The 22,993-nt window shown below is 70.1% G+C and carries 17 protein-coding genes and 1 pseudogene; 12 read left to right on the top strand and 6 right to left on the bottom strand.

Annotated elements, in window-relative coordinates:
* Nucleotides 1-119: 119 nt before the first annotated feature.
* Both ACFUO4_RS30210 and ACFUO4_RS30205 read left to right on the top strand, forming a co-directional pair.
* Complete coding sequence (locus ACFUO4_RS30210; protein WP_383490815.1) at nucleotides 120-3,206, top strand: S8 family peptidase; 3,087 nt, start codon at nucleotides 120-122, stop codon at nucleotides 3,204-3,206.
* Nucleotides 3,207-3,499: 293 nt separating this feature from the next.
* The gene (locus ACFUO4_RS30205) at nucleotides 3,500-4,405 is read left to right on the top strand and encodes a hypothetical protein (protein ID WP_383490813.1); all 906 of its coding nucleotides are present in this window, start codon (nucleotides 3,500-3,502) and stop codon (nucleotides 4,403-4,405) included.
* 85 nt (nucleotides 4,406-4,490) lie between these two features.
* Here ACFUO4_RS30205 and ACFUO4_RS30200 read toward each other — a convergent pair whose 3' ends face one another.
* Entirely contained in the window at nucleotides 4,491-4,745 is a 255-nt protein-coding gene (locus tag ACFUO4_RS30200) for a hypothetical protein (protein ID WP_383490811.1), read from the bottom strand.
* A 20-nt stretch (nucleotides 4,746-4,765) separates the two neighbouring features.
* On the opposite strand from ACFUO4_RS30200, the gene ACFUO4_RS30195 reads away from it, so the two are divergent.
* Complete coding sequence (locus tag ACFUO4_RS30195; RefSeq protein WP_383490809.1) at nucleotides 4,766-5,185, top strand: alpha/beta fold hydrolase; 420 nt, start codon at nucleotides 4,766-4,768, stop codon at nucleotides 5,183-5,185.
* 177 nt (nucleotides 5,186-5,362) lie between these two features.
* The gene (locus tag ACFUO4_RS30190) at nucleotides 5,363-5,890 is read left to right on the top strand and encodes an SMI1/KNR4 family protein (protein ID WP_383490807.1); all 528 of its coding nucleotides are present in this window, start codon (nucleotides 5,363-5,365) and stop codon (nucleotides 5,888-5,890) included.
* A 251-nt stretch (nucleotides 5,891-6,141) separates the two neighbouring features.
* On the opposite strand, the gene ACFUO4_RS30185 is transcribed toward ACFUO4_RS30190, so the two are convergent.
* Nucleotides 6,142-7,716 (bottom strand): glycosyltransferase family 39 protein, encoded by a 1,575-nt coding sequence (locus ACFUO4_RS30185; protein ID WP_383490805.1) that lies wholly within the window; start codon nucleotides 7,714-7,716, stop codon nucleotides 6,142-6,144.
* Between the two features lie 573 nt (nucleotides 7,717-8,289).
* Nucleotides 8,290-8,787, bottom strand: a complete 498-nt coding sequence (locus tag ACFUO4_RS30180) for a GNAT family N-acetyltransferase (protein WP_383490803.1) — start codon at nucleotides 8,785-8,787, stop codon at nucleotides 8,290-8,292.
* 209 nt (nucleotides 8,788-8,996) lie between these two features.
* On the opposite strand from ACFUO4_RS30180, the gene ACFUO4_RS30175 reads away from it, so the two are divergent.
* From ACFUO4_RS30175 to ACFUO4_RS30150, 6 genes are all read left to right on the top strand, one after another.
* Nucleotides 8,997-9,821: an SCO2525 family SAM-dependent methyltransferase gene (locus ACFUO4_RS30175; RefSeq protein ID WP_383490801.1), complete on the top strand. Its 825-nt coding sequence runs from the start codon at nucleotides 8,997-8,999 to the stop codon at nucleotides 9,819-9,821.
* Between the two features lie 69 nt (nucleotides 9,822-9,890).
* A complete protein-coding gene (locus ACFUO4_RS30170) occupies nucleotides 9,891-11,756 on the top strand; it encodes an SCO2524 family protein (protein WP_079307862.1) in 1,866 nt (621 codons plus the stop codon).
* Nucleotides 11,753-12,670, top strand: coding sequence for an SCO2523 family variant P-loop protein (locus ACFUO4_RS30165; protein WP_079307955.1), 918 nt, complete (start codon nucleotides 11,753-11,755; stop codon nucleotides 12,668-12,670). The genes ACFUO4_RS30170 and ACFUO4_RS30165 overlap by 4 nt, the downstream gene beginning before the upstream one ends.
* Nucleotides 12,667-13,632: an SCO2522 family protein gene (locus ACFUO4_RS30160; protein ID WP_383490798.1), complete on the top strand. Its 966-nt coding sequence runs from the start codon at nucleotides 12,667-12,669 to the stop codon at nucleotides 13,630-13,632. Before ACFUO4_RS30165 ends, ACFUO4_RS30160 begins: the two co-directional genes overlap by 4 nt.
* Nucleotides 13,629-14,594 carry an SCO2521 family protein gene (locus ACFUO4_RS30155; RefSeq protein ID WP_383490796.1) on the top strand — a complete coding sequence of 322 codons (966 nt, stop codon included), beginning with the start codon at nucleotides 13,629-13,631 and terminating at the stop codon, nucleotides 14,592-14,594. Before ACFUO4_RS30160 ends, ACFUO4_RS30155 begins: the two co-directional genes overlap by 4 nt.
* 16 nt (nucleotides 14,595-14,610) lie before the next feature.
* A complete protein-coding gene (locus ACFUO4_RS30150) occupies nucleotides 14,611-15,678 on the top strand; it encodes a DUF6879 family protein (RefSeq protein ID WP_383490794.1) in 1,068 nt (355 codons plus the stop codon).
* A 148-nt stretch (nucleotides 15,679-15,826) separates the two neighbouring features.
* Here ACFUO4_RS30150 and ACFUO4_RS30145 read toward each other — a convergent pair whose 3' ends face one another.
* Nucleotides 15,827-16,783 carry an alpha/beta fold hydrolase gene (locus ACFUO4_RS30145; protein WP_383490792.1) on the bottom strand — a complete coding sequence of 319 codons (957 nt, stop codon included), beginning with the start codon at nucleotides 16,781-16,783 and terminating at the stop codon, nucleotides 15,827-15,829.
* Between the two features lie 63 nt (nucleotides 16,784-16,846).
* Here ACFUO4_RS30145 and ACFUO4_RS30140 point away from each other — a divergent pair.
* Both ACFUO4_RS30140 and ACFUO4_RS30135 read left to right on the top strand, forming a co-directional pair.
* Nucleotides 16,847-17,841 (top strand): annotated as a pseudogene (locus tag ACFUO4_RS30140) (helix-turn-helix transcriptional regulator).
* Nucleotides 17,842-18,100: 259 nt separating this feature from the next.
* Nucleotides 18,101-19,501 (top strand): alpha/beta hydrolase family protein, encoded by a 1,401-nt coding sequence (locus tag ACFUO4_RS30135; protein WP_383490790.1) that lies wholly within the window; start codon nucleotides 18,101-18,103, stop codon nucleotides 19,499-19,501.
* A 103-nt stretch (nucleotides 19,502-19,604) separates the two neighbouring features.
* On the opposite strand, the gene ACFUO4_RS30130 is transcribed toward ACFUO4_RS30135, so the two are convergent.
* Together ACFUO4_RS30130 and ACFUO4_RS30125 are read right to left on the bottom strand one after the other, a co-directional pair.
* Complete coding sequence (locus ACFUO4_RS30130) at nucleotides 19,605-22,139, bottom strand: ATP-binding protein (RefSeq protein ID WP_383490788.1); 2,535 nt, start codon at nucleotides 22,137-22,139, stop codon at nucleotides 19,605-19,607.
* Nucleotides 22,052-22,882 (bottom strand): BTAD domain-containing putative transcriptional regulator, encoded by an 831-nt coding sequence (locus ACFUO4_RS30125; RefSeq protein ID WP_383490786.1) that lies wholly within the window; start codon nucleotides 22,880-22,882, stop codon nucleotides 22,052-22,054. The genes ACFUO4_RS30130 and ACFUO4_RS30125 overlap by 88 nt, the downstream gene beginning before the upstream one ends.
* Nucleotides 22,883-22,993 lie beyond the last annotated feature (111 nt).

The following is a 22,993-nucleotide window of genomic DNA, read 5'->3' as shown; positions in this document are numbered from 1 at the left end:
ATGTGAATCTCCTCTTAACTGACGTCACGTTAGGTGGGGCCGTGCTCCCCCCGCTTCCCGGGAGGGAGCGCTGACATGAATGGGAGCGCTCCCATACGGGAGCTGGTGGAAGGAGTCTCGTGGCTACGAGCACACGAACCCTGCGACGGAGGCTGGCGATACCCTTGCTGGCCCTCGTCCTGGCCGGCGGTGGCACGGTCGCCGCCGGGAGTACGGCGACGGCGGCACCCGCCGGGCCGGGCACCTCGGCAGACAACGGTGTCAGCTCCGGCCTTCGACCGGAAGGAGACCGGGTCGACCTGACCGGGGGCGCCGGCCGGTTAAGAGCGGGCCGGACCGGTGAGGCGGAGGGAGAGCGCAGGCAAACGCCAACCGGCCGCACTCCGTACATTGTGGAGCTCGCCGAGGATCCGGTGACGACGTACACGGGCAAGGGCTCGGGGCTGGCCCGGACCCGCCCGGCACCGGGCGAGCAACTGGAACCTCAGTCGGGGGCGGCGAAGGCGTACCGGAAGCACCTGGGCACTCAGCGGACGGCCGTAGCCGAGGCAGCCGGAATCACGATCGGCGAGGTCTACACCACGGCCTTCAACGGGTTCTCCGCCACGCTGACTTCCACTCAGGTCAAGGCACTGAAGGCGGACAAGAGGGTCCGTTCGGTCACTGAGTCCCACAGGGTCGGTCTCAGCCAGGCGTCCCTTGGTGACACCACGCCGCCGGCGACCGGGAGGGCAACAGGCGCAGCGGCAACAGCCACGAACGCGGCCTCGGTCACCGGCGCCGAGGGGGCCGGCGCGCAGAAGTCCGCAGGGCGGAAGCCGGGCCGAAGCACCGGCGCCGGGACGGTGATCGGCGTCCTGGACACCGGCATCTGGCCGGAAAGCCCGTCGTTCGCCCGGAAGATGCCGGCCCCGGCGGGCTGGCACGGCACCTGCCAGACCGGCGACAGATTCGTCGCCGAGCACTGCAACGGCAAGATCGTCGGCGCCCGGTACTTCGCCGACACGTTCCTCGCGGCCGATGGTGCGCTGCCCGACGGCGAGGTGCTCTCCCCCCGGGACATGGGCGGGCACGGGTCCCATACGGCGTCCACGGCCGCCGGCCTGCCGGTCGACGACGTCACCATCGCGGGGCGGAAGTTCGGTTCGATCTCCGGTGTGGCCCCGGACGCGCAGATCGCCGTCTACAAGGTCCTGTGGGGCGGCATGGGGTACGACGCCGACATCATCGCGGGCATCGACGCGGCGGTCGCCGACGGCGTACAGGTGCTGAACTACTCGATCGGGACCCTGATGGGGGACGCCGAACCCAACACGCCGATCGGCAACGCCTTCCTCAACGCCACGGTCGCCGGAGTCTTCGTCACGGCCGCGGCCGGCAACACCGGCTTCAGCAGCGCGGTCAGCAACACCCAGCCGTGGGTCACCACGGTCGGCGCGGCGGTGACCAAGGCCAACGCGGGAACGGTCCGGCTCGGCGACGGCACCTCGCTCACCGGCGCCACCCTGGACGTGCTCCCCGGCGGTCGCCCCCTGCCGCTGGTCTTCGGCGAGCAGGCAGGCACGTTGGAGGAGGGCTCGGCGTACTGCGAGCCCGGCAGTCTGGACGCGGCGAAGGTGAAGGGCAAGGTGGTCGCCTGCGCCCTCGACAACCCCTACGACGCGGTGAACGAGCTCAAAGCCAAGGGTGCGGCGGCCATGGTCCTCTTCGCCCCGACCGGCAACTTCAGGGTCAACAGCGTCTACGACTTCCCGGTGCTCTACCTGAACACCAGGGAACAGGCCGGCAAGATCTTCAACTACCTGATGAGGCACCCCTCCGACGCCACCGCACGACTCACCTCCAGCAGCAACAGCTCGAAGGTGCCGAGCGTCGCGGACTACTCCTCGACGGGGCCGGACAAGAACCACTCCGGGCTCATGAAGCCCGACCTGGTCGCCCCCGGCAGCGACATCATCGCGGCCGTCTCCCCGCCGGGGAACTTCGGCCGGCAGTACGACGCATACTCGGGGACCTCGATGGCGGCCCCGCACGTGGCCGGTGAGGCCGCGATCCTGCGGGCCGAGCATCCCGGCTGGACGCCCGGCGCGATCGCCTCGGCGCTCCACACCACCGCCGAATCCGTGGGCGACACCAGCCCCCTGGCCCAAGGCAGTGGGCTGGCGTCGCTGAAGCGGGCCGCCGATCCGGGCCTGGTCATCGAGCCGGACGTCAAGAGCCTGATCGCCTTCAGTGAGGAGGCTCGGCCCGACGGCCGCGAGCTGAACCTGCCGTCGGTCGCGCTGCGGGAGTACGACGGGACCAAGCCGGTGGTGTTGACCCGCAAGCTGACCAACGTCGGCAGCAAGCGGGAGACTTACCGTGCCACGACCAGCGGCCTGGCGGGGATGAAGGTCAGCGTCTCACCCGCCGTGGTGACGGTGGCGCCGGGCAAGACCGCCTCGGTCACCATCACCCTGCGGCGCGGCAGCGCACCGTGGGACCGCTACGTCACCGGCGCGATCACCTGGCGCAGTGCCGGCCATCAGGTGCGGATTCCGGTGGCCGCACGCCCGTGGGGCATCACGCCCCGGCAGTACGACGACAGTCTGGAGGAGTTCGGCCGGCTCTCCGACGGCGCCTACGGCATGATCGAACCCGGCTTCACCGGCGCGCTCTCCGGCCGCTCGACCGGTTACGCCCCCATGCGATGGGAGTCGTACTCGATGCCGACCGGCGTCCGCGGTGGGGTCTTCGACCAGAAGGCCCTCGGGGTGCGGGCGCACTCCTTCAAAGTGCCGGCGGGCAGTGCCGGAATCGTCGTACGGGCCGAGACCGACGCCCCGGACGCCAACCTCGACCTCTGGTTGTTCAAGGGTGACAGGCTGGTGTACCGGAGCGCCGCCAGCTGGAGCAGCTTTGAGCGGGCCTGGGTGTTCATGCCGCAGGCTGGCACGTACACGGCGTATGTCTTCGCGCAGGACGCCGCCGGCCCGGTCCTCGACTACCGGCTGGGCCACGTCGTCCTCAGCCGTAACGGCCACTACAGGGCGGCGACGCTGGAACTGCCGACCGCAGTGGAGCGCGGCACGACACCGCCGTACAAGCTGCGGCCCGACGCTCCACTGAAGCCGGACACCGAGTACTGGGCGTACACCGAGCTGCGCACCAAGGGGCAGGTGGTTCCTGGCCAGTTGGTGTCCACGACCCAGGACTCCTGGCAGTGACGCGGTAATCCCCCGGGGGCCACGGCCGCCCGAGTGGCCGGTGGGGCGGGGCCGAGCGGCACCCGCCTCACCGGCGGATTCGTTCTACGTATCGGTCTGCTGCTCTCTGAAGTCGCGCCAATGGTGCGGGCCGTATACCGAGTTGCTGCACCGGCCCGCGGGGCTCGTGGACCGACGTGATGAGCACACCAAGGCAAGGGCACTTCGGCCGGGCTGGTGAATGCGCGCCGGGCCGGCCGTGTCACGCGGTGTAGCCCGGCACCGGGACGGACCACGGGGCAGAGAGTGGGGGCATGGATGTCGAGGAGGTCATCGACGCGTTGTACGGGCTGCGGCCCGAGGAGTTCGTCGCCGCGCGGGATGCGCGGGTGGCGGAGGCGCGCCGGGCGAAGGATGCGGCTGCGGCGCGGCGGATCGCCGGGTTGCGGCGGCCCACGCTTGCGGCCTGGGCGTCGAACCTGTTCGTGCGCCGGCGCCCGAAGGAGGCAGAGCGGCTGCTGGAGCTGGGGGAGACGCTGCGTCAGGCGCACCGGACGCTGGATGCCGGACAGCTGCGCCAGGCGAGCCGCCGGCAGCATCAGATGATCACTGTGCTGGCGCGGGAGACGGCTGAGCTCGCGCAGCAGGCCGGGCTGCCGTTGACGGAGGCGGTGCGGCATGAGGTCGAGCAGATCCTGCACGGTGTCCTGGCCGATGCGCAGGTCGCTGCGGAATGGGCGGCGGCCCGGCTGGCCAAAGCCCCTGCGGCAACCGTGGACTTCACCGCCGTCACCCCCGAGATCCTGCCGGAACGCCCCCGGCCGCCGGCCGCCACGGCATCCGCGCCGGCGCGGGGGACGAAGTCCCGACCAGCCAAGCCCGATCGGCGCACGCGGGCGCGACGCGAGCGCGTGAATCAGGCCCGCGCGCACAGCGAAGAGGCGGAGACGGAGGCGCGCCGAAGCCAGGACGCCCTCAGCCGCGCGGAGGAGACGAAGCAGGCCGCTGACGCCCGCTCAGGCCGAGCCCGGGACCGGGTGGCCGAGTTGGAGGAGCAACTGCAAGGAGCCCGCGAGGAACTGCGTGAGGCGACGGAGGCCGCGGGCCTCGCCGACACCGCGGTGAGGAACGCTGCCCGGGCCGCCGACAAGGCCCGCCGGACCGCAGACCGGGCACGCCGGGAGCTGGACAGACTCACCGAAGCCGCCGACGAGGCATAGCCCGCCCTCAGTCGGTCGGCGGCGGCGGGCGTCAGGGTTGCCTGCCGCTCGCGGGCGCGGCGGTGGGTTGGCCGCTACGGCCGTTTCAGCGGTCGAGGTGGGCGACGACGAAGTTGGGGTCCTTGCCGGTGAGGTAGGCGGCGCTGGGGACGTACACCGTGTGGTCGTGGACCGCGACGGAGGTCGGAGTCTGGAGGCCGTCGGTGGCCGTGAGGACCGCGGTGTGGGTGCCATCGGGGTGGACGAGGTCGACCTGGTTGTCGTCGCGGGCGGCGAGGCGGGTGTCGCCGCGGCCGGTGAAGGCGAAGTCGTCGATGGAGGGCATGCCGGTGGCGTGCATGCACCTCGATGCTGCAATGGATGGGCGGAGACTTCCCGCCCACCTGGATCCACTCGCCGGACGGACACGCCGTCAAGGCGGGGGACGCCGAGCAGTCCATCTTCAGCGGTGTCGACCCCGCCTTGACCGCCGAGGCGGTCAAGCGCCTCAACTGGCAGGGCATGCGCGCCTTCACGGAGAGGCTGGCCTGCGCGCCGACGGACGTACCACTGGCGTACGTCGTGGCCACCGACGACCCGGCGCTGCCGCCGGCCGTCCAGGAGCAGTGGGCCGCGCACTGTGCCCACAGCGTTCGTCTCCCCTCCGGCCACTCACCTCACCTGTCCCATGCGGACGAGGTGGCCGCGTTCCTCGCCGAAGCGGTTGCCCGGGCTGCGACCGTGGCGGCTCACCACGGCCACGCCGAGCCTCCGGGGGACCGCTGTTCCGGCCGCTCGTGACACTGATCTGGAGAGCAGCAGGTTGGGGAGGGAAGCGTGGCTGCACAGTGCGCGGGAACAGCTTTCCGGACTAAGAGGAACCTGTCCCGCGCACGGCGGCGGTGGCGAAACCGCACCCCTCTGTCGCGCTCTCCGCCGGCCAGGTCCGTTGTCAGCGGCGGCGGCTAGCCTGCGGGCATGATCGAGACGACCGGTGGCGACCGCCACTTCCCGCCCGCCCTGGCAGCCGTTGCCCAGGTGGAGTTCGACTACGACGACGGCGAGGGTGTCGACTTCGAGCCCTACGGCGCCTTCGACTCCGCCGAGGAGACCACCGACTGGATCCGCAACTGGACCGGAAACCACGCATTGGACGGCGACGCCTACCGGGTCTTCGGACAGGACGGCACCGGCGGCCTCGTGGCCCTGTGGCGTGTACACACGGGCCGGCCCCTCGCCGAACAGCCCGTGGTGTTCCTAGGCTCGGAGGGTGAGCGTGGCGTGGTGGCCGGAAATCTGTCCGACTTCCTGTGGCTGCTGGCCGACGGCCTCGGCCCGATGGAGGTCGTCGAGTACGAGCAGCGCGAAGGGCGACCGAACGCGGCACTGACTGAGCTCGCCGAGCGCCACGCCACCACGGGACGCCGACCCGCGCGGGACATCATCACCGAGGCTCAGGCCGAATTCCCCTCCTTCTCGGAGGACCTGGACAAGCTCTGCCGCTGACACGGCCCGCTCTCGCGCTCAGCACCGCTCGACGGCGAGCGCCCGGCCGGGGTCCGCAGTGACGACACGGTTCATCAGCTCCTCACCCAGCTCCAGCGCGAGCCGCGGCCGCACCCGCGGCAGCAGATACGGCATCCCCGCACCGCGGGCGACCGACCGTGATCCGACGGCCAGGGTGTCCCGCCGAGCCGCTACGGCACATCGAGTTCGTGCATGGAGTCGGGGCCGTCCTGAGCCGGAGCCTGAGGTGATCAGCTGTAGATGTCGCGTCCGGGCGCGCACAGGGGGTTCGTCGCTGCGGCGTCGCGGCGGATGAATATGGCGGATTCGCCTCCATTGACCGGTATCACCCAGCAGAGCTGATAGTGCTGGCGAAGGACCGCTCTCTTGGTGATCTCGGCGGGAGTGTTGTCCAGGGGCTGACCGGGACGATCGCGCAGGACATTGATCTCACGATGCTGGAGCATGCGCTGCCGGATGTCGTCGGGGGCCGCCTCGACGCCGTACAGCGTTCCGGACGCAGCCGGCGTCTGCTGCAGCGCGATGTCGTCGAGCGGCCCGAAAACAGCAGGCCGGGCAAGGACCCATGCGCGGCGGCGTGCAGGCTGGAAGAGAACCGCTTCGGGGTCTCCCGGGACGGTGACGGTGAGCCCCCAATAGCTCTCCACCGTGTCGGTGCGACTGGCAGCGGAGCGCATCTGCCAGTACCAGGGGCCGAGCGCTGAGATCAGAGCGAAGGCCACGGCGGCTGTGGCGTACAGCTTGCGCCGCCTGCGCTGTGAAGCTGCCTCCCCCCGCAGGGTCCGCTGCCAGTGCCGCAGGGCCTGGCCGACGAGGAGCGCCAGGCCGGACATGCAGTAGAGGACGTAGCGATCGACGTACCACGGCTGTGCGAGGGACACCGTGAGCAGGAATCCGGCCGGGACGATCAGGAGCGGCACGCCGAGCGTCGAAAGCGTCACTGCCCTTGCCTCGCCTCCCTCTTGACGACGAAGCACGACCCCCAAAGCGGCTGCCACGGCAGCGGGAACCACGAACCCCAGCCAGTCCTGAAGACTCGGACGGCCCAGCCAGTCCAACTGCGCTGACGCCTGACCGGCACTGACCACGGCCAGCGGCGCCACAGCGCAACCGACGCAGGCGATGGCCATCAGCCAGCGGTGTCCGAGACGGCGCAGGTGGCCGCCATGCCAGAGCGTCACGGCGTGCGCGAGGACGACCAACAGAGAGAACACATGCAGCCACCCGCCCAGCAGCAGCAACCCTGCGTACCCGGCCCACCAGCGTCGCCGGCCGTCCAGCAGCGCGCGCACGAAGCACCACGTCGCCCAGACCACCGCGGCGCTCACCAACGCGTACGAGCGGGCCTCCTGCGCGTAGAACTGCACCTGGGGAACGCACAGGAAAGCAACTCCGGCCAAGAATCCGGTTGCCGGGTCACCGAGACGGGTCCCGGTGGCGTAGACCCCCAGCACAGCGGTCACCGTGCCGAGCACCGACAGGACTCGCAAGGTCAGGATGCCGTCGTCCCATACCCCAAGTACCAGATGGGCCAGGAAGTAGTACAGGCCGTGGACAGCATCGATGTTCTGCACCAGGAGCCACAGCTCCCCTGGAGTTCGCTTGGCCACGGCATAGCTCACCGTCTCGTCGCGCCAGGACGAAGCGTCACGGTCGAGCTTCCACAGACTCACCACTGAAGCCAGCAGGACGAGACCGGCCGCGAGCAACTGCCGGTACCTGCGGTTCAGCCGATCTTGATCAGGCGCCGGATACCGCAGGTCAGGTGCCCTCCATGCCTCCAGGTAGCCGAACGTCGTGGTCACGGGCGCTCGGAACACGGCTGGCAGCACGCGTAAGCGCTCAAGCAGAACCCCGCAGCTGCCCAACGCAACCGCCCGCACCCGGCTTTCCCCCACTACCAACCTCCGCCGCCTCAAGCCCAGTTGTACAGATCAAGCTGCAACAGACGGAACATACCGGGTGCTCGCGGTTCGTGTTCTCTTGCAGCACCAAGGGCCGGTGCTGGTGGTCCGGGGAAGAGCCGTAGACGTTCCCCGCCGTGGTAAGCGGAGCTTTGCCACGAGCAGCTCCGTCGGGACTTCCTTGCCCATCTCGTACTTGGGGTATGGGCAGACGGCGGCATCCTGACATTGCGGGTCCTGTCGGTGCTCGGCACGGTGTCCGCCGTTTGGCCACGGCATAGCTCACCGTCTCGTCCCGCCAGGACGACGCGTCACTGCGGGCTCAGGAGGTCGCTCCCGGTCCTGAGTCGGCGTCACGAGCAGTGCGCTACGCCGCCACCACGGGGGGCCGGTGTTCTCTTGTCGTCGATCGAAGCATCCCTTGTGCGCTGAAGTGCCACGGCCGCGGGCCGCCGGTCCAGTCGTGCTCGTCCGTCAGCCGAATCCCGGTCGGCTCAGGCGCAGCCGCATCAGCAGGCGGTCGGCACCCGGGCCGAAGTAGTTCTCGTGCAGGGTGGGTTCGCCGACGAAGCCCAGGTTCTCGTAGAGGAGGATCGCGGGTTTGTTCGCGGGAGCAACGGTGAGTACGACTTCCCGGACCCCGAGGCGACGGAGCCTGCGCAGTGCTTCTTCCATCAGCAGGCGGCCGAAGCCCTGGCCGCGCTCGTCCGGGGTGATCCCCAGGCCGAGGACCCAGCTGCGGCTCAGGTCGGGTGCGGTCCCGCACAGGACATAACCCACCAGAGCGGTGCCGTCGTCGAGAACCAGCAGGTGGTCGGGGTAGACGTCGAACATCTGGCGGAGCACGAAGTAGGGGTAGGGCTCCTCGGGGAACGACTCCCGGTCGAGGAGGGACAGCTCTTGGAGATCCTCTTCTCGGACATGGCGTATTCGGAGGCGCCTTGATGTTCGACGGGAGGGCACGGCGGTCATTTCACCCCCTGGTGTGAAAAGTGAGGTGCTGATTGACCACTTGAGAATGAATCGACTCAGGGTTCGATCAGGATGATGGTAAGTTGCCGATGCAACAAGCGACTTCAAGGCCAAGTCTGCGTCGATATGCGTATTCTCCGGCCAGGATGCGCCTGCTCCGCTTGCACTCTGCCTTTGTTCTCGGGTGCTGTCCCATGTACGCTGGTGCGATGCATTTCCCAGCCTCGGTCGACGCGCCTGTCCGAAATGATCAGGCCCCTTGGAATAAATTTAACAACAAGGCATATGTCGCACAGAATTATCTTGATCTTTTGCCTGCGGATGCAGAGATCCTCTCCAAGGTGGGCGGGTACTTCAGCCGTCACTGCAGCCGTCACTCCGAGAACAGGAGTGCGGGTGCGGGAAGTCCGGTTCTGGGTATTGACATGGGCGCCGGCGGTAACCTTTATCCGGCGCTGGCGATGCTTCCGTGGTGCGGGAGGATCACGCTTTTTGAGCGGGCTCCGGAGAACGTCGAGTATTTGCGTAAGCAGTGCGGCCAGGTGGATGAGAACTGGGACGCCTTCTGGAAAGTGCTGGGCGATGAGGAGGGCTACCGCGATCTGGGTTCGAAATGGAGGGTTAAGTTCCGCGATGTGGCCCGCGTAAAGCAGGGAAACTTGTTCAAGATGGGGCGGCGGAACTGGCTCGGGTTTCGGAGAGCGGCGGGCAAGTATCAGATCGGGACGATGTTCTTCGTGGCCGAATCCATCTCCACCTCGCTGGTCGAGTTCCAGCAGGCTGTCGACTCCTTCATGAGTGTTCTCGCGCCGGACGCCCCCTTCGCCGCCGCCTTCATGGAAGGTTCCCGCGGGTACGACGTGGGCGATGAGCACTTTCCGGCCTGCGATGTCGACCAAGAGCGGGTCGAGAAAGCTCTCGCCCCCTATGCGCGTGAGCTGGAGATGGCGCGGCTGAGCGACGCGGACCATCTGGTGCGACCTGGTCACACCGGAATGATCCTCGCGTGTGGAGTACGGCGTTCCGGGAAATGAACCTCCCCTTCCGCCCGCCGGTGGCAGAGAACGGGCGGTGTGCGGGACGACCTGGTTGAAGGGCTGGGAATGGAGATCAAGCCGAGAGCTCATCTGCTCCAGATCTGGGAAGCGATCGCACGGCACTCCTTCGACGGCGGGCGTTTCGCCTGGGGTGACTCCGGCGGTCGCAGCAGCGTCGCGGACGCCGAGCGGTTGCTCAGCCTCATGTATCCGGCCACCGAGATCCCCGAGTTCCGTCTCGACGAGCCGGACACCACCCAGAAGGACGTGCAGCGCGCCCTCCGCCTGGCAGGAGGGCGCACCGAGATCCCCGTGGCCCTGATCGCAGCCCTCCGCGAGTTCATGCGCAATCATGCGGAGGAGGACGGCACTCCCACCTTCGGCGGCGGCTACTACTTCAGCACCCCCGACCCCGACGCGGAGATCACCACCGAGCAGCGGGACCTCGGTGTAGTCGACTCCTACTCCATGTCCGTCACCCTCTGCCTCGCCACACTCGGCTTCCTCGACAAGTTCACCGGCCCCACCGTCCGTTCCGACCTGCGTGAAGCAGTCAGGGAGCTCAGGGAAGCGACGAGCAGGCGGCTCACCGCGGCGATGGTCGGTCTGCTGCGGTCCTTCACCGTCAGCGTGTTCGACGCCGACACCACCCAGGGACGGCGGCTGAGCCGGACCCTGGGGCAGCGCAGGCTCTCCGAACGGGCGGTCCTGCGGCAGTTCCAGGAACGCTTCGAGACCCTGCGCGCCACCATCGGCAACCGCATCACGCTCGGCGTGGACGTCGAAGACGGCCTCAGGGACCCCGGGATGATGTTCGAATGCGGCTGGGCCTGGGGCGTCGTCAAGGACGCACCGCCCGTGACCCGCACCGACAAGGACGGCACGGAACAGCACATCGGCCGCCAGAGCGTCGGCGTGGCGGACCCCATTCCCTATCTGTACTTCACCGTGGTCGCCCTCGACGGCATCCAGGACCTGTCCTCCGACCGCACGCTCACCCTCGGCCTTCTCGACCAGGAGCAGCAGACACTCGCCGAGGCACTGCGGCTGCGCTGGACCGTCACCCGGGAGTACTGGTCCGCCCTCGCCCGGTTCAGCGCCGACCGGTGGCCGCTGGAGGACATCCCCTGGCGCGTCACCCACCAGAAGCTCGAATCCGAGTACTTCTCGCTCTCCGTGGCGTCCCTCGTCGTCCACGACCTCGTGCGCAGCAGGGCCGGTGACGAGGACTTCGCCCGCACCGCAGAGGTCCTCACCCGGCTCGCCGAGCGCGGCCGCATCACCAGTCCGCTCACCCGCGACGACTCCGCTCTGGAACTGCACAGCCCCGGCGTCGTTCTGCCCCTCCAGGGCAGCGAGCAGCTGGGCCCACCCCTGGAGTGGACGGTCACCGATTTCTCCGCGCACCTGCTCAAACGCACCGTCCAACTCGCCACCTACTCCCGCAGCGCCGCCATCCAGGACGAACTGCTGGCGCTGGCGGAGGAGACCTTCGACCACCTCTGGCAGCGGCGCATCGCCGACGGCGAGGGCACGGACCTGTGGGACGACGCCCAGGCGGTCTTCCCCACCGCACCCAAACGCGAGGGCTCGCCCTCCTGGAGCATGACCGAACGCCTCACCGAGTGCATGGTCGCCGCGTACAACTTCTACGACCGCAAGCCCGTCGGCAGCCCCGAACTCGGCTCCTTCGCCACCGCGTTGCTCAGCGAGGCCACCCACCGATTCGGCCGCGAGCAGATGCGGTCCGCCGTCGTCTCCGACAGCGACCACGCCAAGTCCCTGCGCACCATCGAGATCCGGCTGCGCAGGGCACGCGAACTCGTCGGCGACCAACCCGGCACCGCCGGCGCGCTCGCGCTGTCCGTGCTCGGTGAACTCGACACGCTCGCCCAGGCCCGCAGCGCCGCCGCGGGTGAGGTGTGGCGGTGATCGTCTTCGCCGCCTCCGACAAGGGAGGCACCGGCCGCTCCGTCACCAGCGCGAACCTGGCCTACCAGCGAGCCCTCGCCGGTGACCATGTGGCCTACGTCGACTTCGACTTCGGCTCACCCACCGCACCCGCCGTCTTCGACGTCCCCGACATCCTGCGCGGCACGGGCGAGGGCGGCCTGCACTCCTATCTGGAGGGCACCGCCCCCGAACCGGCCCGGGTCGACGTCTGGCGCCGTACCGAACACCCCGTACTGCGACGCAACACCATCGGAGCCGGACGGCTCGTGCTGCTCCCCGGCGACGTCAGCGGCGGCGAGTTCGTCACGGACGAGGACTCGGTCCAGCGCTGCGTCAACCTGTTCCTGCGCCTGCACGGCGAGTTCGACCTGATCCTGGTCGACCTCAGCGCCGGACGCAGCTACGCCATGGACATGGTCCTGGAAGCCACCGCACGGCCCGAACTGCGCAACGTCCCGCACCGCTGGGTGGTCTTCCACCGCTGGACCCGACAGCACGTCATCGCCGCGGCGGGGCTGGTCTACGCCGCTCGCGGCCTGTTGGAGGGCGGAGCCGAACTCGGTCACGACAAGGACGCACTGCGGGCCGTGATCCGCTTCGTCCGGGCCGCCGTACCCGACCCCGACTCCGCGCTGTGGTCGCACGTCTCGCCCGCGCAGTCCGCCTGGATGCAGATGTACGACGAACGACTGCGCCGACTCGCCTCCGAACTCGGCGTCGGCGACACGGTGTTGCTCGGCACCGTGCCGTTGGAGCCGATCCTGCAGTGGCGGGAACAGCTGATCACCGAGGAAGAGGTCGTCGCCACGAAGATCGCCAACCAGGAGACGCTGGACGCGCTGGAAACGATCGCCGGACGCCTCATCGACGACATCCACTGGGGGAAGCCGTGACCGACGTCTTCCGGGAGACCACGGCACAGGGCCGCACCACCGCGGTACCGCTCTCCCATCTCTCCCTGGAACTCGGCCACCTGTACATGGAGGACCTGGAAGGCGGTCCGGATCGCCTGCGTGAGCTCTTCACCCGGGTCCGGCCCTGGGCGGACGCGGCACGCGCCGACACCGCCGCGCGCACCGGCGCCGCCCGGCCGCGCATCAGCACCTGCTTCCTCGTCGACGACTACTTCAGCCGCTTCTCCACCCCGGCCGAAATCCTCCCCCTCGTCGTCGACGCGGCCGAGGGAGCCGGCCTCGTCATCGACTATCTGGCCCGCGAATCCGCCTGCGCGGTCGCCGACAAGGTCCCCCTCGCCCAGTCCGTCGCACACCGCCTCGTCGAATCACCGCCCCCGGGCAGCTACGGCGCCCGCCCGCCCGTCAGCGAGTCCGGCTGGCTCGCCAACGGACAGCGAAGCCCCTCCGGGCGATCCCAGGCCATGCGCAGGACCGCCCCCTGGCAGCCGCCCACCGAGACCGCAGCCCGCCGCCACTCCGTCTTCCTGGACGTCGAACTGTGGGACGACGACAAGGACGGCAACCGCACCTGGTCCTGCCCTCTCCTCGCCGCCGTCTGGCAGCTGGCCCGCCTCGGTCTCCTGCGCAACGAAGGCGAGCCGGTCCTGCTCCCGCGCCCCGCGAGCCGTCGCGGACACCCCCGGAGCTGGGACGAACTGGCGCCGCTGACCCAGCTCAACCCCGCCGCCGCCCCCTTCTGCGCCTACCGCACGTGCTCCGTGCTGCCCGCCCGGTTCCTTCCCGTCGAACACGCGGTGCGGATCATCCTCGACCAGACCGACGTCGACCACGGCGCCGTCCAGCAGATCGCCGCCCGCGCACACACGGACGGCATCACACCCCCCGACTCGGTGGCCGACCGGGTCTCCTACGTCTTCTGCACGGAGCCGTCGAGGTGACGGCCTTACCGGACACGCCGCCGGCCCTCCCGGTCCTCGCCTGCGGGGAGATCCGCACCTGCGTGCTGCCCTCGCTGAACCCCTTGGACGCCCGAGCCGCCACCCAGCTGCTGCGGCTGCGCCCGGACGAACGCGTGCTGGTCTCCGAGCGCCCCAACCTCTACGTGCGCTCCCCGCAGACCCTCACCGGCGTCGACTGCCGGATGCCCACCTCCAACGGGGCCAAGGTGCGCGTCGTCGGCACCGTCGCCACCAGCGCCGCCCTCACCGAGGGCCGGATCCTGCAGAGCAGTGCCCATGTCCGGGCCCTCGCCCGAGGCCCCGAACGGCGCCGCCCCTGGGGTCACTACCTCATCCATCCCGGAGTGCTCGAACCGCTGGGCCGGCTTCCCGAGCACGAAGCGGCCCAAGGCGTCCTCGACGGGGCAGGCGGCGGCGAACTCGATCTCGGCCTGATCGCCGACGGCACCCTCACCACCCTGCTTCGCCACCCACTGCTCGACCAGAGGGCCCCCTTGAAGTCCCGCCACACCAGACTGCGGTGGGCCGCCCGGCAGACCGAGCCGGGACAGGAACCGGCGATCGAGGAATTCACCCTCACCGAGGACGACCTGCGCACGGTCCGGCTGCGGGTACCCGCCGCCACTGACCCGGCCGCCGTCGCCGCCCTGTGCGAGGACCTGGCACTGCACGACTGGCTCCTCACCACCGTCGTACGCCTCCTCGACGGCAGACTCGGCCCGGCCGAGGGACCCGACGCGCTCACCGCACTGCGCCCGGTCGTCGAGCACCTGATCCATCTGTGGATGCCCGCGGCCCGCGGCGACCACGCGCTTCGGGGACTGTGGAACGTCCTCGAGCAGAACCCGGGATTCACCCGCCAGTGGGACAACCTCATCCAGCGGATCCGGGACCGCCTTGCCCTGCTCAACGCCTTGACGAGGCAGCCCATAGGCCCTTAACGACGGGGGAGACGACATGAACGGAGCACCAGCGACCACCACACCGGCAAACCCGGCACCACCGGCCCCCGCCCCGCCGGCCCGGCGGCCCGACAACAGGGGACTGCGGATCCCGCCGGTCCTCATGAAGACCCTCGTGACCTCCGTGGTCTTCGTCATCGCGCTGCTCGTCACCAACGCGGTCGACGCGAACCAAGGCGCGGGCGACGTGTGGAACCTGACCGCGTCCATCGTCATCGGCGGCGCGGCCCTCATCGTGCAGTACCTCGTCGACTTCGAGAAACGCCTGGTCGAGATCGAGGCCAGCCAGGCGGAGCTGATCCGCGACGTCAAGGACAACCTGATCAGCCATCATGTCGCCCTCACCACCCTGGTCGACGACCGGTTCCGGCAGATCAACGCGGCGACCGAACTGTTCAGCAACGTCGACCGCTCGGTGCTGCGCTCGGACGCGGTCATCAAGCTCGCCCGCCGGGCAACGGAGTGCGGCGAACTCAACAACGAGACCGTGAAGACCTTCGCCAGCGAGGAGATCGAGCGCCTGGCCGGACTGCTGGAGAACCTCAGCAACCGCAGCGCGGACTGCCTGGGAGAGAACCAGGACTGGCTGATCGACCTGACCCGCTGCATCAAGCACAGCCTCGACGCGACCAGCACCTCCGTCGACCGGCACTTCTGGGGCAGCGAGCCCGCCGCCCGCTATCTGGAGGCACAGAGCGACGCCCTGGCACGAGGCGTGGCGGTCCGCCGGCTGTTCCTCGTCGACGACGAACAGCACATCGACACCGAAGTGCGGACACTGTGCGCCAACCAACGCGCTCTCGGGCTCGACTCCCGCGTGGTGGCACTCTCCCAGCTGCCGCCCTGGGCCAGGCTCGGCACCCAGAGCGACTTCATCATCTTCGACCGGGAACTGAGTTACGAGATCGATCAGGACACCAAGGACGTCAACGCCAAGACCACACTCAACGCCCGCCCCGCCCACGTCGAACACCGGCTCAGGCAGTTCACCCGCCTGTGGGACGCCACAACGAGCCTGCCGCACCAGGGCATCCCGCAGCCCGACCCCGCAGGATCGGACTGAAACACCCCGGCGAATGACGGGGGGATGCGCGAGGGATACCTTGATCATGCGGGTGGGGTGCGGCCGCGGGCTGCCGCGTGGCGCTGGGACCCGGCTTCGTAGGTCCTGTTGGCAACTCCTTCACAGGCGCCCGTCGCCGGCCCCTGTCTCAACCGGTCCGCCCCCACGGCCGGTCGTGCTGTTCCAGCCATGTCGTGATCGCTCGGTTCGTTTCTTCGGGCTTCTCCTGCTGGATCCAGTGGCCGCAGTCCAGGCTGACCACTTCCACGTCGGGGACGAACTCGCGCAGGTTCTCGGACCTGGCGACCGGGTCCCGGTCGCCGTAGATCATGAGGGTGGGCTGGTGGATGATCGGGTCGGCGTCCGCCAGCAGGTGCCAGTTGCGGTCGAGGTTCCGGTACCAGTTGATGCCGCCGGTGAACCCGGAGGCCCGGAAGGCGGAGACGAGGACGGCCAGTTCGCTGTCGCTCATGACGGGCTCTCCAAGGGGTGTGTCCGCTCTGGCGAGGTTGATCAGCGCCATGCCGGGCTGCGGCTCCGCGGGGGGTACGTTCTTCCGGTACAGGTTGCGCAGGAAGGGGAAGGTGTTGTCGTCGAAGACGGCGTCGGCGACGCCCGGTTGCCGGTTGAAGTGGACGAAGTAGAAGTCGCCGCCGAGCACCTCTTCCATGGACTCGATCCACGGCCTTTCTCCGCGCTCCTGGTAGGGCAGGCTCAGGTTGATCACCTTGTTGACGCGGTCGGGGTGCAGCAGGGTCAGCCCCCAGACGACGAACGCGCCCCAGTCATGGCCGACGAAGGTGGCGTCCTGGTATCCGTAGTGGTCCAGGAGTGCGACGAGGTCGCCCGAGAGGTGTGCGATGTCGTAGTCCGTCACTTCGGCGGGGCGGGAGGAGTTGCCGTAGCCCCGCTGGTTCGGGACGAGGACGTGGTAGCCGGCCGCGGCGAGGGCGGGCATCTGATGGCGCCAGGAGAAGGCGTGCTCGGGCCAGCCGTGGCAGAGCACGATGGGCTTTCCCGCGTTCTCGCGCCCCGCTTCGAAGACTTCGAGTTCCACGCCGTTGACGGGAATGAGGGTGGGCTCGGGGAAATCGGTTGAGGTCATGGCGCCATCCTGTCGCCCGAAACCGGTCATCTCATGACCGGTTTGCTATGAGAGTTTGTCGGGATGCGAACCGACCGGCTGGTGGCCGTCCTCCTGTTGTTGCAGCGGCGCGGGCAGGTGACGGCGGCCGAGGTCGCGCGGGAACTGGAGGTCTCCGAACGCACCGCCCGCCGCGACCTCGACGCCTTGGCCATGGCCGGGGTGCCGGTGTACGCCACGCAGGGCCGAGGCGGCGGCTGGCGCCTTGTGGGCGGCGCCCGCACCGATCTGTCGGGGCTGACCGCGAGTGAGGCCCGCGCCCTGTTCCTGGTCGCCGGCCCGGCCTCGGCCGCCACCCCGGCCGTGAAAGCCGCCCTGCGCAAGCTCGTCCAGGCCCTGCCCGAGCCGTTTAGGGCGCAGGCCGAGGCGGCTGCGTCGTCATGGGTGACGGACCCGCGACAATGGGGAGCGAGCCGGGTCGAGCACCGGCCGCCCCGCTTCCTCGACGCACTCCAGGACGCGGTGATCCGCGGCGTCCAGGTGCGGCTCGGCTACGTCGACGGCAAAGGCGCCGAAACGCAGAGAACCGTCCACCCGCTGGGCATCGTCGCCAAAGACCCGGCCTGGTACCTCGTCACCGATACCGAGGCCGGCCGGCGGACCTTCCGCATCGACCGCGTGTCCTCCGCCGACCCGACGGACGATCCGGTGAACCGGCCGGAGGACTTCGACCTCGCCGCAAGCTGGCGCGAGATCGCCGACGGGGTCGACCGCAGACGAACCCCCCTGGAGATCCAGGCGGTCTGCGCACTGGACGGCATCGGCATCCTCCGGATCGGACTCGGCGATCGGCTCGAAGTGGGAGGCACCACGACCGACGGTCGCGTCGAGGTCGTGATCCGCGGACGCGACGAGTACACGCTCGCCGGCGAACTCGCCGGGCTGGTCGAATGGCTCGAGGTGACCGGTCCTCCGAGCGTGCGCCATCACCTGGCCTCGATCGGCGACGCGCTCGTCGAACGCTACCGCTGAGACCTCGTACCAGGCTCGCCGTGCACCAGCTGCTGGTCAGGTCGTAGCGCGCTCCCACCATGGCGAGTTGCCCGGCAGCCGCTTCCTGTCTCGACGGCCGCGTGCGCACGGCTCAGCTCGCCTGGCCCGCCCCTGTGCGCACACTATGAACAGAATCACGCGGCACATGGTGCACCAGCGCACGCGTTCCTAGCATCACAGCGCTCGGCGCGAACCGCGCCCCTGGAGTTCAGGAGCATCGCTGTGAATCGCTCACGCCGGATCACCCTTCCTTCTCGTCGTCTCCGGACCGGCACACGACGTCTCGTGACGCTTGCTGCTGGTGTCACCAGCCTCGTTGCCGGGTCACTCAGCGGCATCAGCCCGGCCCAGGCGGCCGCGGAGACGCCCCCAGCAGTCGTCTCCTGCCCGGCGAACCTGACCGAGAAGGCCACCTGCTACACCGGTCAGGACTCCAACGGAGCCTTCTACGCGATCGCCGTGCCCAAGCGGTGGAACGGCTCGCTCGTCGTGCACGCGCACGGCGGCCCCGACTTGGGCGACACGTCCGATCCCGAACGGAGCGTCGGAGACCTGGAACGTTGGTCGGTGATGGTGGATCAGGGCTATGCCTGGGCGGGCTCGTCCTATCGCCGCGGGGGATACGGGACCCGCATGGCCGCCGACGACACGGACAGTGTTCGCCGGCTCTTCTTGAAGGAGTTCGGTGTTCCCGAGCGGACCTACGTACACGGCCAGTCCTGGGGCGGGAACGTCGCCGCCAAGGTCGTAGAGGTGTACGGCAAGCACGGCGCCTACGACGGTGCTCTGCTCACGAACGGAGTGCTGGGTGGCGGCTCGCGTGGCTACGACTACCGTGTCGACCTCCGCGTGGTCTATCAGTACTACTGTCAGAACCTTCCCCGTCCCACCGAGCCCCAGTACCCGCTGTGGCAGGGACTCCGGCCCACATCGACGCTGACGACGGCGGGACTACGGGCCCGTCTTCAGGAGTGCACGGGTTACGCGTCGGCACCGCAGGACCGGACGGCGCTCCAGCAGCGCAACCTTGACGACATCCTCGCAGTCACACGTATTCCGGAGCGCACTCTCGAATCACACCTGCGTTTCTCCGTGTTCACGTTCCGCGACATCGTGCACAACCGGCTCGGCGATCGGAATCCCTTCAGCAACACGGGGGTGCGGTACTCCGGTTCACACGACGACAAGGCCCTCAACGAAGGTGTCGAGCGTTTCGCCGCCGATCCTGCTGCCCGGCGAGACCTGTCCTACGACAGCGATCTCACCGGCCGGGTCTCGATCCCCGTCCTCACCTTGCACGCCATGGACGACCCCACGGCGTTCGTCGAACACGAGGCCGCCTACCGCGCCAGCCTTGAAGGCGCGCACCGGGAGAAGAACCTCGTACAGACCTTCACGACGGAACACGAGCACAGTGAACTGAGCAACGCCGAGTACGCCAACTCCATCGCCGCGTTGTCCGCTTGGGTACGTACGGGAAAGAAGCCCACCCCGCAGTCCGTCGCATCCTCGTGTGCTGTCCACGACCGCACCTACGGGACAGGCTGCTTCTACGATCCTGACTTCCGTCCGCTGCCGTACGCCTCCCGCGTCGAGCCCCGGCCGGGCGGGAGGTCGTGGCCGGCCATGACAGCTCAGCAGGAAAGGGCCTGGAGCCGGATCGGCGGCGTCGGCATCGCGTCGTGAGGGGGCCGGACGAGCCTGTTCGTTGACTCGATCACCGGCCTTCCGGTCAACATGCCGTGAACGTCGCGTACGCCCGCGTCTGGGTCGTCGGCGAGCAGGCTGCTTACGTCCGGTGATCCGCGAGCAGCCGGACGGGGTCGGCCTCGGTCGCGGCGGTCCTGGGGTCCAGCTCCCAGCCCTGTGCGTAGGCTGCGGCGAAGGAGTCCGCGCCCAGCGCGGCATGCCCGCTGCGGGTGAGATCGCGCACCTGCGGGTCCGTGCGGTCGTGGGTGCCCCGCAGCCGGGAGGCGGCGCCGAGCCGGACCGCGGCTCGCCGATGCAGCTCGCGTGCGTCGGCGAGCGCGGCCGTGTGCACCGCCACCAGGGCCAGGATGGGCAGATCCCGGGTCCGCAGCGCCGCTGCGTAGGCCGTCGCCAGTGCCTTCTGCGCGCCGGCCTGGTCGCCCGTCCGCAGGCAGAACGAGGCACGTGCGGTGCCGAGCAGCGTCCGCGCATGGTCCCCGGGAAAGGGGATGCCGTCGGGCAGATCCTTTTCGGCTGTGTCGAGGAGTTCTCTCGCCCGGTCCAGCTCGCCGAGTCGCACCCGGAAGCCGGCCTCCCACGCGTCGACCAGGAGCAGCATCGCCGGAGCCCGTGTGCGCCGCGCCCGTTCCCGGGCCGAGTCGATCAACGCGATCGCCAGGTCGGTGTCGCCGCGCCGTATGTGCAGGTCGATCCAGCGCAGGTCGCCGAAGACGGTGTCGGCGAGGCTGAGCGAGCCGAACTCGTCGGCCGGTGACCGGGCTTCGCGCAGGTCGGCCAGCGCGCCGTCGAGGTCGCCGTCGTACTGCCGCAGCCGGGCGCGCATCGGCAGGGCCTCGGACTGGCCCCAGCGGTCGCCGACCTGCCGGAAGCAGGCCAGGGCCGCCTCCACGTCGGCGCGCGTCCGGTCGAGTTCGCCCGCGTTCTCGGCGAACTGGGCGCGGAACATACGGGCCAGCCCGGCCAGCCACAGGTCGTCGCCGCCGGCCATCCGTTCGATGATCGCGGGCGTGGTCTTCTCTCCTTGGGTCCTTTCCGCCTGCAGGAAAGCGAGCGGGAGCGCGGCGAGCGCACCGTACGGGCCGGGCAGCTCCGGATACGCCAGCAGCCGGTCGGCCAGTTCGAGGATTCCGGCCCGGTCGTCGGCCGCGTCCCTGCTCGCCGTGACCGGTCTCGTGTCGCCCCGGTGGAGCAGGTAGATCGCGTGGGCGCAGTCCCGCTCGGCCGTCGGCACGCCGCCGGGCACGGCCAGCGCCTCGCCCAGCCAGTGGGCCGCGTCGGAGGTCCGGCCCAGCATCTGCCAGTACCAGGTCAGATCCAGGGCGAGGGAGAGGGCGCCGGGGGCGTCGCCGGTGTCGCAGCGCCGGCGCAGGGCGGCGAGCGTGTTGTCGTACTCCGCGTCGATCACCCGCATCGCCGCCGACTGGCCGGGGCCGCGCAGCTGCGGGTCGTAATGGGCCATCAGTCCGGCGAAATGGTCGGCGGCAAGGTCGCGGACGGTGGCGAGCTCGCCCTTCTCGGCGAGGCGGTCGGTGCCGTACTCGCGCAAGGTCTCCAGCATGCGGTAGCGGCCCGGCTCGGGCGCGAGGTGCAGCAGCGACCGGTCGACCAGGCCCGCGAGCAGTTCGGGGACGTCCGCGGCGGGCACTGCCGTACCGGCGCAGAGCGCGGTGGCCGAGGCGGGGGTGACGCCGCCGGGCAGGACCGAGAGGCGTTCGGCGACCGTGCGTTCGTGCTCGCCGAGCAGGTCCCAGCTCCAGGCGATGACCGCGCCGAGCGTGCGATGGCGGGGCAGGGCGGTCCTGCTGCCGGTGGTGAGCAGCCGGAACCGGTCGGACAGCCCGTCGGCGAGCTCGGGCAGTGACAGCGTCCGCAGCCGGGCCGCGGCCAGTTCGAGAGCCAGCGGCATGCCGTCCAGGCCGCGCACCACCTGCCGGACCTGGGGCAGGGTGGCCTCGTCGACCTCGAAGCCGGGGCGTACGGCAGCCGCCCGTTCGGTGAACAGACGCACCGATTCCGCCCGCCGGGTCTGCTCGACGCCGTCGTCCGGGCCGGGCAGCGCGAGCGGGCCGAGCGGCACCAGCGCCTCACCGTCGACCGCGAGGGGCTCGCGGCTGGTGGCCAGCACGCTCAGGCCGGGGCAGCGGGAGAGCAGCGCCGTGACCAGGTGGGCCACGGCGTCGATGAGATGCTCGCAGTTGTCGACGAGCAGCAGGCTCTCCCGGCCGCCGAGCAGGTCGACGAGTACGTCCACGGCGTCGCCCGCACCCCGGGTCCGGGCCTCGAACATCGCGCCGCCGCGCAGCCCGGTCCCGGCGAGCAGGGCCGCGCCCACCTTGGTGGGCTCGGTGACCGAGGCGAGGTCGATCATCCAGGCGCCGTCGCGGTACGCGTCGCGGTGGCGGCGGGCGGCCTCGACGGCGAGGCGGGTCTTGCCGGCGCCGCCTGGACCTAGCACGGTGACCAGGCGTCCGGTGGCGAGCAGGGCGTCGATCCGGGCGAGGTCGGCCTCGCGCCCGACGAACCCGGTCAGCGGTGCGGGCAGATTGCCCGCCGCGGCGCGGGACCGGTGGCCGGAGGGACGGCCTCTACGGCCGGGGCGGGCGGCTCGGCGCACAGCAGGCGCGCATGACGGTCGCGCAGGGCCGTGCCCGGGTCGGTGCCCAGTTCGTTGGCCAGGGCTGCACGGACCTGCTCGTACCGGGCCAGGGCCTCGGCCCGGCGGCCCTGGGCGGCGAGCGCGTCCAGCAGCAGCGCGGCCGCCCGCTCGTGGACCGGGTGCCCGGCGAGCAGCGCGGTCAGCCGGGCGGCGGCGTCCTCGGCACGGCCCAGGGACAACTCGGCGTCGGCGAGGCCGACCACGGCCTCGACCGAGGTGTGGGCCAGCCGGGTCGCGGCGGCGGGCGCCACCCGCGCGACGGCCGTCGGTTCGGCGCCCGGGGGATCGGCCCACAGCGCCACGGCCTCGTCGAGCATCGCCGCCGCGGCATGACGGTCCCCGGCGCGCAGACGGTCCCGGCCGGCGGCGGCGAGCCGCTCGAACCGCAGCGCGTCCACGTCGTCCGGGTCCACGGCCAGCCGGTAGCCGCCCGTGGTCTGCGTGACGCGGTCGGCCGAGCCGAGGGTCCGGCGCAGCCGTGAGACGAGGGCCTGCAGGGCATGGGCGGGGTCGGCCGGCGGCTGTTCCTCGGCCCAGATCGCGTCGGCCAGAACGCCCGGGGCGACCACGCGACCGCCGGCGAGGGCCAGCCGTACGACCAGAGCCTGCAACCGCGCACCCGCGACCGGCAGGACGGCGTCACCGCGAGACACCTGGAAGCCGCCGAGCAGCGTGATGCGAAGCCCCGTGTCGCCGTCCATCCCCCGATCTTCCCTCGCGCGACCACGAGTCCCCAAATCGGTGCGCTGCCCTGGCTCTTCGGCCGGTGACGCGACCGTGTCAGCGCCGTGTGAGCCGCTGTCACCGCCGTG

This window comes from Streptomyces sp. NPDC057280 (assembly GCF_042668605.1).
GTDB lineage: Bacteria > Actinomycetota > Actinomycetes > Streptomycetales > Streptomycetaceae > Streptomyces.
This window is presented reverse-complemented; position numbering and strand designations above follow the sequence as displayed.

Excerpts from the sequence above, each read along its gene's own strand:
- ACFUO4_RS30125 (WP_383490786.1), bottom strand. The coding sequence starts at position 22,882 with ATGGACGGCGACACGGGGCTTCGCATCACGCTGCTCGGCGGCTTCCAG.
- ACFUO4_RS30170 (WP_079307862.1), top strand. The coding sequence starts at position 9,891 with ATGGAGATCAAGCCGAGAGCTCATCTGCTCCAGATCTGGGAAGCGATC.
- ACFUO4_RS30205 (WP_383490813.1), top strand. The coding sequence starts at position 3,500 with ATGGATGTCGAGGAGGTCATCGACGCGTTGTACGGGCTGCGGCCCGAG.
- ACFUO4_RS30200 (WP_383490811.1), bottom strand. The coding sequence starts at position 4,745 with ATGCACGCCACCGGCATGCCCTCCATCGACGACTTCGCCTTCACCGGC.
- ACFUO4_RS30180 (WP_383490803.1), bottom strand. The coding sequence starts at position 8,787 with ATGACCGCCGTGCCCTCCCGTCGAACATCAAGGCGCCTCCGAATACGC.
- ACFUO4_RS30190 (WP_383490807.1), top strand. The coding sequence starts at position 5,363 with ATGATCGAGACGACCGGTGGCGACCGCCACTTCCCGCCCGCCCTGGCA.
- ACFUO4_RS30145 (WP_383490792.1), bottom strand. The coding sequence starts at position 16,783 with ATGACCTCAACCGATTTCCCCGAGCCCACCCTCATTCCCGTCAACGGC.
- ACFUO4_RS30175 (WP_383490801.1), top strand. The coding sequence starts at position 8,997 with ATGCATTTCCCAGCCTCGGTCGACGCGCCTGTCCGAAATGATCAGGCC.
- ACFUO4_RS30150 (WP_383490794.1), top strand. The coding sequence starts at position 14,611 with ATGAACGGAGCACCAGCGACCACCACACCGGCAAACCCGGCACCACCG.
- ACFUO4_RS30195 (WP_383490809.1), top strand. The coding sequence starts at position 4,766 with ATGGGCGGAGACTTCCCGCCCACCTGGATCCACTCGCCGGACGGACAC.